Raw genomic sequence first — 14667 nt, 5'->3', positions numbered from 1 at the left:
CGAAAAATAATTAAAAAAAGTTGTTGACTTTGTTAAATGACTTATGTATAATTAATTCTTGTCGAGTTAAAAAATAAATGACATGAACATTGAAAACTGAATGACAATATGTCAACGTTAATTCCAATAATTTGAGTACTTCAAAAGTACTTTCAAGAGTGATTGACTTAAACAATCAACGAGCTATATCAAGCTTACTTCTTTTATGGAGAGTTTGATCCTGGCTCAGGATGAACGCTGGCGGCGTGCCTAATACATGCAAGTCGAGCGAACAGATAAGGAGCTTGCTCCTTTGACGTTAGCGGCGGACGGGTGAGTAACACGTGGGTAACCTACCTATAAGACTGGAATAACTCCGGGAAACCGGGGCTAATGCCGGATAACATGTTGAACCGCATGGTTCTACAGTGAAAGACGGTCTTGCTGTCACTTATAGATGGACCCGCGCCGTATTAGCTAGTTGGTGGGGTAACGGCCTACCAAGGCGACGATACGTAGCCGACCTGAGAGGGTGATCGGCCACACTGGAACTGAGACACGGTCCAGACTCCTACGGGAGGCAGCAGTAGGGAATCTTCCGCAATGGGCGAAAGCCTGACGGAGCAACGCCGCGTGAGTGATGAAGGTCTTCGGATCGTAAAGCTCTGTTGTTAGGGAAGAACAAATGTGTAAGTAACTGTGCACATCTTGACGGTACCTAACCAGAAAGCCACGGCTAACTACGTGCCAGCAGCCGCGGTAATACGTAGGTGGCAAGCGTTATCCGGAATTATTGGGCGTAAAGCGCGCGTAGGCGGTTTTTTAAGTCTGATGTGAAAGCCCACGGCTCAACCGTGGAGGGTCATTGGAAACTGGAAAACTTGAGTGCAGAAGAGGAAAGTGGAATTCCATGTGTAGCGGTGAAATGCGCAGAGATATGGAGGAACACCAGTGGCGAAGGCGGCTTTCTGGTCTGCAACTGACGCTGATGTGCGAAAGCGTGGGGATCAAACAGGATTAGATACCCTGGTAGTCCACGCCGTAAACGATGAGTGCTAAGTGTTAGGGGGTTTCCGCCCCTTAGTGCTGCAGCTAACGCATTAAGCACTCCGCCTGGGGAGTACGGTCGCAAGACTGAAACTCAAAGGAATTGACGGGGACCCGCACAAGCGGTGGAGCATGTGGTTTAATTCGAAGCAACGCGAAGAACCTTACCAAATCTTGACATCCTTTGACAACTCTAGAGATAGAGCTTTCCTCTTCGGAGGACAAAGTGACAGGTGGTGCATGGTTGTCGTCAGCTCGTGTCGTGAGATGTTGGGTTAAGTCCCGCAACGAGCGCAACCCTTGAACTTAGTTGCCATCATTAAGTTGGGCACTCTAAGTTGACTGCCGGTGACAAACCGGAGGAAGGTGGGGATGACGTCAAATCATCATGCCCCTTATGATTTGGGCTACACACGTGCTACAATGGACAATACAAAGGGCAGCAAAACCGCGAGGTCAAGCAAATCCCATAAAGTTGTTCTCAGTTCGGATTGTAGTCTGCAACTCGACTACATGAAGCTGGAATCGCTAGTAATCGTAGATCAGCATGCTACGGTGAATACGTTCCCGGGTCTTGTACACACCGCCCGTCACACCACGAGAGTTTGTAACACCCGAAGCCGGTGGAGTAACCATTTGGAGCTAGCCGTCGAAGGTGGGACAAATGATTGGGGTGAAGTCGTAACAAGGTAGCCGTATCGGAAGGTGCGGCTGGATCACCTCCTTTCTAAGGATAATATACGGAATATCACCATTAGGTGATAAGCGGATTAACGTGACATATTGTATTCAGTTTTGAATGCTCATTCATTTGAGGATTCAGAATGATTTGTACATTGAAAACTAGATAAGTAAGTATAGATTTTACCAAGCAAAACCGAGTGACAAGCGTTTAAAAGCTTGAAACAAAAAATTATCGCTAGTCGTCAAATGACGACTCACATAATTAATAACTGGTGATTTTGGACAAGATTGTATTTCGGTAGACAGACATGATGTTTTGAAAACGTTTGTCAGTCTATGAATCGCAAGCATGAGCGAAGGCGCTTACTACGCGTAAGTAACTGAGTGAATGTGAAGTGATGAAGCCGAATGCGAACGTTTGCCAAAATATTATTGTGATAGGTGACGTATTTATGGATTGACCAAACGTTGATGAAAGCGTTTGTCAGTCAACGCATTTCTTGATGCGCGCAGTGAAGTTTACTTTCCGTAAATGAACAAGCGAAGAAAGAAATAAGGCAGAATGCGAACGCTTATCATAACGTTTAGATTAAGTTATTAAGGGCGCACGGTGGATGCCTTGGCACTAGAAGCCGATGAAGGACGTTACTAACGACGATATGCTTTGGGGAGCTGTAAGTAAGCTTTGATCCAGAGATTTCCGAATGGGGAAACCCAGCACGAGTTATGTCGTGTTATCTGCATGTGAATACATAGCATGCAAGAAGGCAGACCCGGAGAACTGAAACATCTTAGTACCCGGAGGAAGAGAAAGAAAAATCGATTCCCTGAGTAGCGGCGAGCGAAACGGGAAGAGCCCAAACCAATAAGCTTGCTTATTGGGGTTGTAGGACACTCTGTACGGAGTTACAAAAGAATTTGTTAGACGAATAACCTGGAAAGGTTAATCATAGAAGGTAATAATCCTGTAGTCGAAAACAAATTCTCTCTTGAGTGGATCCTGAGTACGACGGAGCACGTGAAATTCCGTCGGAATCTGGGAGGACCATCTCCTAAGGCTAAATACTCTCTAGTGACCGATAGTGAACCAGTACCGTGAGGGAAAGGTGAAAAGTACCCCGGAAGGGGAGTGAAAGAGAACTTGAAACCGTGTGCTTACAAGTAGTCAGAGCCCGTTAATGGGTGATGGCGTGCCTTTTGTAGAATGAACCGGCGAGTTACGATCTGATGCAAGGTTAAGCAGAAAATGTGGAGCCGTAGCGAAAGCGAGTCTGAATAGGGCGAATGAGTATTTGGTCGTAGACCCGAAACCAGGTGATCTACCCTTGGTCAGGTTGAAGTTCAGGTAACACTGAATGGAGGACCGAACCGACTTACGTTGAAAAGTGAGCGGATGAACTGAGGGTAGCGGAGAAATTCCAATCGAACTTGGAGATAGCTGGTTCTCTCCGAAATAGCTTTAGGGCTAGCCTCAAGTGATGATTATTGGAGGTAGAGCACTGTTTGGACGAGGGGCCCCTCTCGGGTTACCGAATTCAGACAAACTCCGAATGCCAAATAATTTAACTTGGGAGTCAGAATGTGGGTGATAAGGTCCATATTCGAAAGGGAAACAGCCCAGACCACCAGCTAAGGTCCCAAAATATATGTTAAGTGGAAAAGGATGTGGCGTTGCCCAGACAACTAGGATGTTGGCTTAGAAGCAGCCATCATTTAAAGAGTGCGTAATAGCTCACTAGTCGAGTGACACTGCGCCGAAAATGTACCGGGGCTAAACATATTACCGAAGCTGTGGATTGTCCTTTGGACAATGGTAGGAGAGCGTTCTAAGGGCGTTGAAGCATGATCGCAAGGACATGTGGAGCGCTTAGAAGTGAGAATGCCGGTGTGAGTAGCGAAAGACGGGTGAGAATCCCGTCCACCGATTGACTAAGGTTTCCAGAGGAAGGCTCGTCCGCTCTGGGTTAGTCGGGTCCTAAGCTGAGGCCGACAGGCGTAGGCGATGGATAACAGGTTGATATTCCTGTACCACCATTATTCGTTTTAAGCGATGGGGGGACGCAGTAGGATAGGCGAAGCGTGCTGTTGGAGTGCACGTCCAAGCAGTGAGATTGAGTGTTAGGCAAATCCGGCACTCTTAAGATTGAGCTGTGATGGGGAGAGGAACTTGTTCCTCGAGTCGTTGATTTCACACTGCCGAGAAAAGCCTCTAGCTAGAATAACGGTGCCCGTACCGCAAACCGACACAGGTAGTCAAGATGAGAATTCTAAGGTGAGCGAGCGAACTCTCGTTAAGGAACTCGGCAAAATGACCCCGTAACTTCGGGAGAAGGGGTGCTCTTTGGGGTTCACGCTCTGAAGAGCCGCAGTGAATAGGCCCAAGCGACTGTTTATCAAAAACACAGGTCTCTGCTAAACCGTAAGGTGACGTATAGGGGCTGACGCCTGCCCGGTGCTGGAAGGTTAAGAGGAGTGGTTAGCGCAAGCGAAGCTACGAATCGAAGCCCCAGTAAACGGCGGCCGTAACTATAACGGTCCTAAGGTAGCGAAATTCCTTGTCGGGTAAGTTCCGACCCGCACGAAAGGCGTAACGATTTGGGCACTGTCTCAACGAGAGACTCGGTGAAATCATAGTACCGGTGAAGATGCCGGTTACCCGCGACAGGACGGAAAGACCCCGTGGAGCTTTACTGTAGCCTGATATTGAAATTCGGTACAGTTTGTACAGGATAGGTAGGAGCCTTAGAAGCGTGAGCGCTAGCTTACGTGGAGGCATTGGTGGGATACTACCCTAATTGTATTGGATTTCTAACCCGCAGCACTTATCGTGCTGGGAGACAGTGTCAGGCGGGCAGTTTGACTGGGGCGGTCGCCTCCTAAAGAGTAACGGAGGCGCTCAAAGGTTCCCTCAGAATGGTTGGAAATCATTCATAGAGTGTAAAGGCATAAGGGAGCTTGACTGCGAGACCTACAAGTCGAGCAGGGTCGAAAGACGGACTTAGTGATCCGGTGGTTCCGCATGGAAGGGCCATCGCTCAACGGATAAAAGCTACCCCGGGGATAACAGGCTTATCTCCCCCAAGAGTTCACATCGACGGGGAGGTTTGGCACCTCGATGTCGGCTCATCGCATCCTGGGGCTGTAGTCGGTCCCAAGGGTTGGGCTGTTCGCCCATTAAAGCGGTACGCGAGCTGGGTTCAGAACGTCGTGAGACAGTTCGGTCCCTATCCGTCGTGGGCGTAGGAAATTTGAGAGGAGCTGTCCTTAGTACGAGAGGACCGGGATGGACATACCTCTGGTGTACCAGTTGTCGTGCCAACGGCATAGCTGGGTAGCTATGTATGGACGGGATAAGTGCTGAAAGCATCTAAGCATGAAGCCCCCCTCGAGATGAGATTTCCCAACTTCGGTTATAAGATCCCTCAAAGATGATGAGGTGAATAGGTTCGAGGTGGAAGCGTAGCGATACGTGGAGCTGACGAATACTAATCGATCGAAGACTTAATCAAAATAATTGTTCATAAGGTAATGCTTGTGAAAATATACTTACTATCTAGTTTTGAATGTATAACATTCAACAACTTAATCTGGTGCCAATGGCAAAGAGGTCACACCTGTTCCCATGCCGAACACAGAAGTTAAGCTCTTTAGCGCCGATGGTAGTCGGACTTACGTTCCGCGAGAGTAGGACGGTGCCAGGTTATTTCGAAAGCTTCGAAGCAATTTTTATTGTTTCGGGGCTTTTTTGTTATCTGTTGATGTGCTTCCCACTGCGCTCTACGCATCTGCATCTATCAGGCCAGTAGCGGTTATGTTAAAATCATGGTGTTAGCAAACGATTTCAATGTATATAAGAAAGGAGGGCTATAGGTGCAACAACCATTAAAGGCAAAAATGTTGGAATGGCAAAAAAAACAACCGATTTCGATGCATGTCCCGGGGCATAAAAACGGGACAATCGGTGACCTTTCAATGACACAAGTTCCATATGATATCACGGAAATTACAGGTTTTGATGATCTTCATCATGCTGAAGCTGTGTTATATGAAAGTATGGTTCAATTGAATAAACATCCGGATTATCGCGGTTACTTTTTAGTAAATGGGACGACAAGTGGTATACTCGCAGTCATTCATGCTGTTGCGTCGATTCAAGGCGATGTTTGTATTGCGCGAAATGTTCATAAATCCGTGTTTCATGCATTGGAATTAGGACAACAACGTGCGCAAATTTTGGCGACGTCCGTGAGTGAGCAAACGGGTCAATATTTGAAACCTGACGTTGAGACAACTGACTTGGCACATGCAAAATTGGGTGTCGTGACGTATCCAAATTATTATGGCGAAACGTTTGATGTGGCACATGTCGTTGAACAATTTCATCAGTTTAATGTGCCTGTTCTTGTTGACGAGGCGCACGGTGCACATTTTGATTTACCCGGCTTTCCAGAGTCAAGTATGCGAGCAGGGGCGGATTATGTTGTGCAATCGTATCATAAAACGTTGCCGAGTTTGACGATGAGTTCAGTGTTGTGGATACATCGAGATGCCCCTTATCGTGAATGGATTGAGTACGGTTTACAAGTGTTTCAATCTTCTAGCCCGTCTTATTTACTTATGCAAAGTTTAGAAGCTGCTCAAGCGTTTTATGCATCGTATGATAGCACGTTATTTTTTGAAAAACGCGCACGACTGATTGCTGCACTTGAAAATAAAGGTTTGACAGTGATTAAACCTCAAGATCCCTTGAAATTGTTAATTCGATATGAAGGCATGACGGGTTCATCGTTACAAGCAGAAATGGAAGCACAAGCGATTGATGTCGAACTGTCAGATGAAAATGCGGTGCTGTGGGTTTTACCGTTATGGCACGAGGAAGATCGATTTCCTTTTGAAGCACTGCTCGAAAGGATTAACCGGATGACCTTAACGCCAGAAATCAACTCAGTTCACGACAGCCACCCCCACTTATTTACACAACCAAGTACATATCAAGCAATGGGCATGCATCCGTCGCGGTCTATTGCTTATCAAAAAGCTGAAGGGTGGACATTAGCTAGACATTTAACACCTTATCCACCCGGTATTCCGTCACTGTTAAAAGGAGAAATAGTGACAGCAGATATGATAAAATTAATAGAATATTGGCAGTCTAGAGGCTTTCGTGTGGAAGGTCTTACGGATGGCAAAATCACAGTGAAGGATGAATGAAAATGTCTCTGTTTATCACAATTGAAGGTCCAGAAGGTTCAGGGAAAACGACTGTTGTTCAAGCAGTTTCGGAACAATTAGCGCAACACTTTGACGTCATGACGACACGCGAGCCAGGTGGCGTACAAACAGCTGAAACGATTCGTCAAATTTTATTAGATGGTGAAACGATGGATGCGCGGACAGAAGCCTTATTATTTGCGGCTGCGAGAAGAGAACATCTTGTTGCGAAAGTACTTCCAGCATTAGCACAAGGAAAACTCGTCATTTGTGACCGTTTTATAGACAGTTCTTTAGCGTATCAAGGTTATGCGCGTCAAATTGGGGTAAAAGAAGTACAAACTATTAATGATTTTGCGATTGAGGGGCGTTATCCAGATTTAACGATTTATTTGGATATCCCAGCTGAAGTCGGTCGAGCGCGTATTGAAAGTAATCGTCGCGCACAAAATCGTTTAGATAAGGAAAGCGTGGCATTTCATGAGCGTGTAGTTGAAGGATATCAGCAACTCATCGCACAAGATCCTCAACGTTTTGCGGTCATTAATGCAAATCAACCGATTGAGCAAGTGGTGGCTGCGACATTAAAAGCGATCCAAGACCAAATGAACGTGCAGTAATGTCGTTTGATACAAAGTGAAGTCATGTACTCAGATATGTTATACTAAACTCCAAGAGGTGTTAGAAAAATGAAAATGATTATAGCAATTGTTCAAGACCAAGATAGTCAAGAACTTGCAGACAAACTCGTTGAAAACAATTTTCGTGCAACAAAATTAGCAACGACGGGTGGCTTCTTGCGTGCGGGTAATACAACATTTTTAAGCGGTGTGGAAGATGATCGCGTGGAGGAAATACTTGAACTCATCGGCGGCTCATGTGGCAATAGAGAACAACTCGTATCGCCTATTACGCCAATGGGAGGCAGCGCAGATTCTTACATCCCATATCCTGTTGAAGTAGAAGTCGGTGGCGCAACAGTCTTTGTCATGCCAGTTGAATCGTTCCATCAATTTTAAAATAGTAAGGAAGGTTGTGACAGTATGACCCCAACAAGTCATATGTATGGTCGCAACCTTTTTTATTGAAATGGATGTGTATGCTATCGAAACAAGTCGATAGAGATCTTAACAAAAGCCTGATCATTTTCTTAATAAATATCTATCCAATGAAGATGTTGACGAATGAAATAAAGTCATAGTCTATCCACACATATTGCGGTAAAATGGAGTAGTATCTCATATCTCTATCCATCAATATCTTTACAAAAGGAGCGCAAGGTTAATGGAAGTAATCGAACAACTCACCAAAGCCTATCACAATCAAAAACTGTCACATGCGTATTTATTCGAAGGTGATGATGCTGAAGCAATGAAGACGACCGCGATAGCCTTTGCGCAGCTCATTTTATGTCAAGATGAAGAACGATGTCGCTTGAAAGTTGAAGGGCAAAACCATCCTGACTTTCAATATGTGATGACAGATGAGACGACGCTTAAAAAAGAACAAGTCGAAAACTTAGTCCATCACATGAACCAATTGCCTATTGAAGGAGACTATAAAGTATACATTATCCAAGACTTTGAAAAGTTAACGATTCAAGGTGAAAATAGTATTCTGAAGTTTTTAGAAGAACCGCCGAAAAATACAATTGCGATCATTATGACAACCAAACCTGAACAAATTTTAGATACGATTCATTCTCGTTGTCAGCATGTGTATTTTAAGCCGATGTCACGTGCTACATTTGTGTCGCGATTAACTGAGCAAGATGACACGATGACTGTACCGATTGCAGAGTTGTTAAGTACGTATACGACACAACTTGAAGTGGCGCTACAACTTCATGAAAATGTTGAATTAGCTCCAATGCGCAAGATGCTTTTACAATGGTGTGAGAAGTTGTTAAAGCAACGCGAAATGGCATTAATTGGTGTCGTGGAATTGATGAAACATGCGAAGACGAGACAGTTACAATTGTTAGCCTTATCTGGCATGAATGCGTTTTTCCAAGATTTAATGTACGTCAAAGTGGGCATGGTGGACCGGATTACATTTTCAGAGTTGCAGTCAGAATATGAAACGTTGGTGACACAGTTGAGTTATCACCATTTAACCTATATTATAGAACAAATAACAGAAGCACATAAAAAGCTCAATCAAAACGTGAATGCCACGCTAGTATTTGAGCAAATTGCAATCAAAGTGAAAGGGTGACGCTAATGCATGCTGTTGTAGGGATTTATTTTGAAAAGTCCAACACATTAGAATATTATGCGCCGAATACAACTTCACTCACAATAGGGCAGTATGTCGTGGTGGAATCTAAGCGTGGCCACGAATTAGGTGTTGTGAGACATGCGCCGAGAGAAGTGTCGGAGCAAGACGTCACGCTGCCATTAAAACCTGTTTTACGTGTCGCAACAGAAGCGGATATCATCCAATATGAAAAAAATGAAGTGGATGCAGCGCGTGCGGCGGACATGTGTAAAGCATTTGTCGAACAATTAGGTCTGGAGATGCGCGTCGTAAATTGCGAATACATTTTAGACCGTTCTAAAATCATTTTTAATTTTACAGCGGATGAACGTATCGATTTCCGAAAATTAGTGCGTATGTTGGCGCAACGTTTAAAAACACGTATCGAATTGCGTCAAATTGGTGTGCGTGATGAAGCGAAACTGCTCGGTGGGATTGGTCCGTGTGGGCGTTCGCTATGTTGTGCGACATTCTTAGGGGATTTCGAACCGGTCTCAATCAAAATGGCCAAAGACCAAAATTTATCGTTAAATCCGACTAAAATTTCGGGTGCATGTGGGCGTTTAATGTGTTGCTTGAAATTCGAAAATGATTTTTATGAATCGGCACGTGAACAGTTGCCAGATATAGGCACACGTATACAAACACCAGAAGGACATGGTGAAGTTGTCAGTCTGAATATTATTGATGTATCCATGCAAGTGCGACTAGATGGCATGGAACAATTGATGGAATACCATATTGAAGAATTAGAAACATTAAAATAGGGAGGTACATCTGTTGGATCGAAACGAATTATTCGCGCGCTTAATGCAGTTAGAACAACACGTCGCACGTTTGAATGAAGGCATGCAAGAGTTAAAGGCACTAACTGTTGAGCTAGTGGAAGAAAATGTAGCATTACAACTAGAAAATGACAACTTTAAAACATTGATGCAACAAGAACGAGAAAATGTGGAAGCAGCGCAAGTTCAAGAAGCAGAAACAGCGCCTCAAAAACCTGTGAAAAAGCAGCGCCAAAGTCGTGAATATTTTGCGAAACTATATCATGAAGGCTTCCATATTTGTCATGATGTATTCGGTAAACATCGTCATGGCGAGGATTGTATGTTTTGCCTCAATGTGCTGAATGAGAAGCAAGAATAGAGGTGCTGTGATGTTACAACCTGGTGAAAGATTGGATTATTTAATACGAGAAGACTTACGCATTATTCAAAATGATGCGGTCTTTTCTTTTTCTACAGATGCACTGCTATTAGGTCATTTTACAGAAGTGAGAAAACGAGATCGTATTTTAGATATGTGTGCAGGTAATGGGGTGATTCCACTTTTATTGTCGGACAAAGGAAATAACGTGATTACAGGGGTGGAGATTCAGCCACAGCTCGTAAATATGGCAGAGCGCAGTATTCAATACAATCATTTAGAAGATCGTATTGCAATGGTTGAAATGGACATTAATGCGCTCGTTCAAGCGTACGCGCCAGCACAGTTTGATTTAATCACCTGTAACCCCCCTTACTTTAAAGCGAATCAAACGAATCAACATCAACTTGAAGCTCACAAAATTGCGCGTCATGAAATTTTTTGTACGTTAGATGATTGTTTGCGTGTCAGCAATCATTTATTAAAAGAAGGTGGCCGCATTGTGATGGTACATCGAGCAGAACGAATGCTAGATCTGTTTGAATCTATGCGTCATTATCGTATTGAACCGAAACGCTTGCATATGATTTATAGTAAGCCTGGAAAAGCCGCACAGACGATTGTCGTTGAAGGGCGTAAAGGGGGACGTCAAGGCCTCGATATTGCACCGCCTTTTTATATTTATGATGCGCAAGGGGACTATACGCCAGAAATGAAGGAGATTTATTATGGCTAAACATTATACGTATATCGTACAATGCAATGATGCGACGTTTTATACGGGATATACAAATGATTTGGAAGCGCGCCTCGTCAAACATAATGAAGGTAAAGGTGCGAAATATACCAAAACAAGACGACCGGTAGCATTGCGTTATCATGAAATTTTTGAAACGAAATCAGAAGCGTTAAAACGAGAACATGCGATTAAAAAGTTGACGCGACAACAAAAAATACAATTAATTGAGGAGCGATAACATGGGAGAGCTCTATTTAGTCGGTACGCCGATCGGAAACTTAGAAGATATGACATTCCGAGCGATTCATACGTTACAACAGGTGGATCTCATCGCCTGTGAAGATACACGTGTGACGAAAAAATTGTGCCATCATTTTGAGATTACCACCCCTTTAAAATCGTACCATGACCATAATAAAGAACAGGAAACGGAAACTTTGATCGACATGTTAGTGGCAGGAAAAACTATCGCTTTGGTCTCTGATGCGGGCTTGCCATTGATTTCAGATCCGGGGTATGAATTGGTTGTGCGTGCACGTGAACAAGGTATCGCAGTAGTGCCAATTCCTGGGCCGAATGCAGGTTTGACCGCATTGATGGCGAGTGGCTTGCCTTCATTTACATATACGTTTTTAGGGTTTTTACCTCGCAAATCACGTGACAAAACGACTTTACTAGAAACGAGAATGTATCAAGACAGTACATTGTTATTGTATGAATCGCCGCACCGTGTGAAAGATACGCTTGACGTGATTGCTCAAATCGATGCTGAACGGACAGTGACGCTTGGACGAGAGTTGACGAAGAAGTTTGAGCAAATTACGACTGCACCTGTCACAACATTGCTTGAACAATTAGAAACAGACATTCCGTTACGAGGAGAATTTGTCGTTATTATCGAAGGTGCTGCGCCAATCGAAGGGACGGCATGGTTTGAAACGCTGTCCGTTGAAGCACACGTGACGCATTACATTGATGAAGGCATGAAACCGAAAGCGGCGATAAAAAAAGTTGCACAAGAACGCGAAATGTCGAGCAAAACCGTCTACAACATTTTTCATAATATTCATTAGTGAGACACCGCAAGACAAATAGGTTGTAACATTGAAAAACAACTAAATTTTAGATATATTAGATAAGATAAGAATTGAGGAGGAGCGCTGATGGTGAAAGATACTTTTTATATTACAACACCGATATACTATCCGAGTGGGAATTTACACATTGGACACGCGTATTCAACAGTAGCAGGCGATGTCATTGCGCGTTATAAACGTTTACAAGGCTTTGATGTACGCTATTTAACTGGGACTGATGAGCACGGTCAAAAAATTCAAGAAAAAGCTCAAAATGCAGGAATGTCAGAGCTCGATTATTTAGACGGTATGATTAAAGATATTAAAGCGTTATGGGAAAAGTTAGATATTTCCAATGATGACTTTATTCGTACTACAGAGCGTCGTCATACAGAAGTCGTTGAAAAAATCTTTGAAAAGTTATTAGAAAAAGGCGACATCTATTTAGGTGAATACGAAGGTTGGTATTCAGTACCGGACGAAACGTTTTACACTGAAACGCAACTGGTAGACCCTGTGTATGAAGACGGTAAAATTGTGGGTGGTAAAAGTCCAGACTCAGGTCATGAAGTGGAATTGGTGAAAGAGGAGAGCTATTTCTTCAAGTTATCCAACTATACTGACCGTTTATTAGCGTTTTATGATGCGCACCCAGAGTTCATTCAGCCCCCTTCACGAAAAAATGAAATGATCAATAACTTTATTAAACCAGGCTTAGAAGACTTAGCAGTATCACGTACGTCTTTCAACTGGGGTGTCAAAGTGCCTTCTAATCCGAAACACGTCGTTTATGTATGGTTAGATGCGCTGGTGAACTATATTTCTGCGCTCGGTTATTTAACAGATGACGACAGTTTATTCCGTCAATATTGGCCAGCAGATATTCATTTAATGGCGAAAGAGATTGTACGTTTCCATTCTATTATATGGCCGATTATTTTAATGGCATTGGATTTACCATTACCTAAAAAAGTGTTCGCACACGGTTGGGTATTGATGAAAGACGGTAAAATGAGTAAGTCTAAAGGCAATGTCATGGATCCGAACGTGCTGATTGATCGTTATGGTTTAGATGCGACACGTTACTATTTAATGCGTGAATTGCCATTCGGTTCAGATGGCGTATTTACACCTGAAGCTTTCGTGGATCGTACGAACTTTGATTTGGCGAATGATTTAGGTAACTTAGTCAACCGCACAATTTCGATGATTAATAAATATTTTGATGGTGAACTGCCTGCATATCAAGGTCCAACACACGAATTGGATGAAGCAATGGAACAAATGGCGTTGGATACGGTACAAGCGTATCATGAAAGTATGGATAAGTTGCAGTTCTCTGTCGCATTATCAACAGTTTGGAAGCTGATCAGTCGTACGAATAAATACATTGACGAAACAACACCTTGGATTTTAGCAAAAGATGAATCTCAAAAAGCAGCGTTAGGTAATGTGATGGCGCATCTCGTTGAAAATATTCGCTTTGCGGCAGTGTTATTACGTCCATTTTTAACACATGCGCCTTATCAAATCTTTGAACAATTAAACATTAATAACGAAGCATTACACGGCTTTGAAGGCTTGGCAACTTACGGTCAATTGACAGAACCGATTATGGTGACAGAAAAGCCACAACCGATTTTCCCACGTCTCGATGTGGAAGCGGAAGTGAGCTATATTAAGGCCTCAATGCAACCGCCAAAAGAAGCAAGCGTTGAAGAAGAAGTGCCTGACAAAGCACAAATTGATATTAAAGATTTTGATAAAGTGGAAATTAAGGCAGCGACGATTATCGATGCTGAGAAAGTCAAAAAATCTAATAAGTTATTAAAAATTCAAGTAGATCTTCATAATGAAAAGCGTCAAATCATTTCAGGTATTGCGCAATTTTATGAGCCAGATGATATTATTGGTAAAAAAGTGGCTGTAGTGACGAATTTGAAGCCTGCGAAATTGATGGGACAAAAGTCTGAAGGGATGATTTTGTCGGCGGAGAAAGATGATGTGTTGACGTTGATTAGTTTACCGAATGCGGTGCCGAATGGTGCTGTGATTAAGTAGGGTGTTTGAGGAGAGTGAGACGGTGATGTTGATGTGTCTCACTCTTTTATTTCATGCTGAACATTTGGGGGTAGTGACGGATTGCGGATTGCTGAAACGCGCTACGCTTTCCAAGGCGCTGAAGTCTCAACTAAATTTGGCTTGATGGAAGTGGGCATTTAGTGGAAGCCAAATTGGATTTTCGACTTCAGCAGATGCCTTAGGAGTCTTGCGCGTTTCTTGCAATCTGGGTGAGTGTCTCAATTGTTTGTATAGTTGAAATTCAAAGGGTGAGATACATGAGATGGCTGAGTTTCTCCACATCGCATCACCCTTCTGATTTTTTAGGGGTGGAGAGAGTAGAGTATTTGGGGGTAGCGATGGATTGCGGATTGCTGAATTGTGCTGCGCTTTCCTAGGGCTGACCCTGCAACTAACTAACGCTTGATTAAACTGTTACATTTGTTGAGGCGTTAGTGGATTTTC

Annotated in this window: 10 protein-coding genes and 3 rRNA genes; all 13 read left to right on the top strand. The window is 43.5% G+C overall.

Translation table 11 applies throughout. The annotated features are described in order from the left end of the window. Positions 1–202 precede the first annotated feature (202 nt). Positions 203–1753: ribosomal RNA gene (locus tag EL101_RS12325) — 16S ribosomal RNA — on the top strand. 544 nt (positions 1754–2297) lie between these two features. Continuing rightward, positions 2298–5219 (top strand): 23S ribosomal RNA (locus EL101_RS12320). Between the two features lie 77 nt (positions 5220–5296). Then, positions 5297–5411 (top strand): 5S ribosomal RNA (rrf, locus tag EL101_RS12315). Together the 16S, 23S and 5S rRNA genes form the textbook arrangement of a ribosomal RNA operon. A gap of 169 nt (positions 5412–5580) precedes the next feature. Continuing rightward, a complete protein-coding gene (locus EL101_RS12310; protein WP_096598395.1) occupies positions 5581–6921 on the top strand; it encodes an Orn/Lys/Arg family decarboxylase in 1341 nt (446 codons plus the stop codon). A 2-nt stretch (positions 6922–6923) separates the two neighbouring features. After that, the gene (tmk, locus tag EL101_RS12305) at positions 6924–7541 is read left to right on the top strand and encodes a dTMP kinase (RefSeq protein ID WP_096598397.1); all 618 of its coding nucleotides are present in this window, start codon (positions 6924–6926) and stop codon (positions 7539–7541) included. A gap of 69 nt (positions 7542–7610) precedes the next feature. Continuing rightward, complete coding sequence (locus EL101_RS12300) at positions 7611–7940, top strand: cyclic di-AMP receptor DarA (RefSeq protein ID WP_019166569.1); 330 nt, start codon at positions 7611–7613, stop codon at positions 7938–7940. A gap of 265 nt (positions 7941–8205) precedes the next feature. Beyond that, positions 8206–9138 carry a DNA polymerase III subunit delta' C-terminal domain-containing protein gene (locus EL101_RS12295; RefSeq protein ID WP_096556908.1) on the top strand — a complete coding sequence of 311 codons (933 nt, stop codon included), beginning with the start codon at positions 8206–8208 and terminating at the stop codon, positions 9136–9138. A 5-nt stretch (positions 9139–9143) separates the two neighbouring features. Continuing rightward, positions 9144–9947, top strand: a complete 804-nt coding sequence (locus EL101_RS12290; protein ID WP_096598399.1) for a PSP1 domain-containing protein — start codon at positions 9144–9146, stop codon at positions 9945–9947. A 13-nt stretch (positions 9948–9960) separates the two neighbouring features. After that, positions 9961–10326, top strand: coding sequence for a DNA replication initiation control protein YabA (gene yabA / locus EL101_RS12285; protein WP_096598401.1), 366 nt, complete (start codon positions 9961–9963; stop codon positions 10324–10326). Between the two features lie 10 nt (positions 10327–10336). Continuing rightward, the gene (locus tag EL101_RS12280; protein WP_096598403.1) at positions 10337–11062 is read left to right on the top strand and encodes a tRNA1(Val) (adenine(37)-N6)-methyltransferase; all 726 of its coding nucleotides are present in this window, start codon (positions 10337–10339) and stop codon (positions 11060–11062) included. Further along, positions 11055–11303 (top strand): GIY-YIG nuclease family protein, encoded by a 249-nt coding sequence (locus EL101_RS12275; RefSeq protein ID WP_096598405.1) that lies wholly within the window; start codon positions 11055–11057, stop codon positions 11301–11303. The genes EL101_RS12280 and EL101_RS12275 overlap by 8 nt, the downstream gene beginning before the upstream one ends. 1 nt (position 11304) lies before the next feature. After that, positions 11305–12138, top strand: coding sequence for a 16S rRNA (cytidine(1402)-2'-O)-methyltransferase (gene rsmI, locus EL101_RS12270; protein ID WP_096598407.1), 834 nt, complete (start codon positions 11305–11307; stop codon positions 12136–12138). Between the two features lie 90 nt (positions 12139–12228). After that, positions 12229–14202: a methionine--tRNA ligase gene (metG, locus tag EL101_RS12265; protein ID WP_096598409.1), complete on the top strand. Its 1974-nt coding sequence runs from the start codon at positions 12229–12231 to the stop codon at positions 14200–14202. The last annotated feature ends 465 nt before the right edge of the window (positions 14203–14667 follow it).

The sequence above is a fragment of the Staphylococcus delphini genome, from assembly GCF_900636325.1.
Classification (GTDB): domain Bacteria; phylum Bacillota; class Bacilli; order Staphylococcales; family Staphylococcaceae; genus Staphylococcus; species Staphylococcus delphini.
The sequence above is the reverse complement of the archived record's forward strand: the minus strand, read 5'-3'. Positions and strand labels throughout refer to the sequence as shown.

Bases quoted from the DNA above. Each gene is read 5' to 3' on its own strand.
- tmk (WP_096598397.1), top strand. From the start codon at position 6,924: ATGTCTCTGTTTATCACAATTGAAGGTCCAGAAGGTTCAGGGAAAACG.
- EL101_RS12300 (WP_019166569.1), top strand. From the start codon at position 7,611: ATGAAAATGATTATAGCAATTGTTCAAGACCAAGATAGTCAAGAACTT.
- EL101_RS12295 (WP_096556908.1), top strand. From the start codon at position 8,206: ATGGAAGTAATCGAACAACTCACCAAAGCCTATCACAATCAAAAACTG.
- EL101_RS12290 (WP_096598399.1), top strand. From the start codon at position 9,144: ATGCATGCTGTTGTAGGGATTTATTTTGAAAAGTCCAACACATTAGAA.
- EL101_RS12280 (WP_096598403.1), top strand. From the start codon at position 10,337: ATGTTACAACCTGGTGAAAGATTGGATTATTTAATACGAGAAGACTTA.
- EL101_RS12275 (WP_096598405.1), top strand. From the start codon at position 11,055: ATGGCTAAACATTATACGTATATCGTACAATGCAATGATGCGACGTTT.
- rsmI (WP_096598407.1), top strand. From the start codon at position 11,305: ATGGGAGAGCTCTATTTAGTCGGTACGCCGATCGGAAACTTAGAAGAT.
- metG (WP_096598409.1), top strand. From the start codon at position 12,229: ATGGTGAAAGATACTTTTTATATTACAACACCGATATACTATCCGAGT.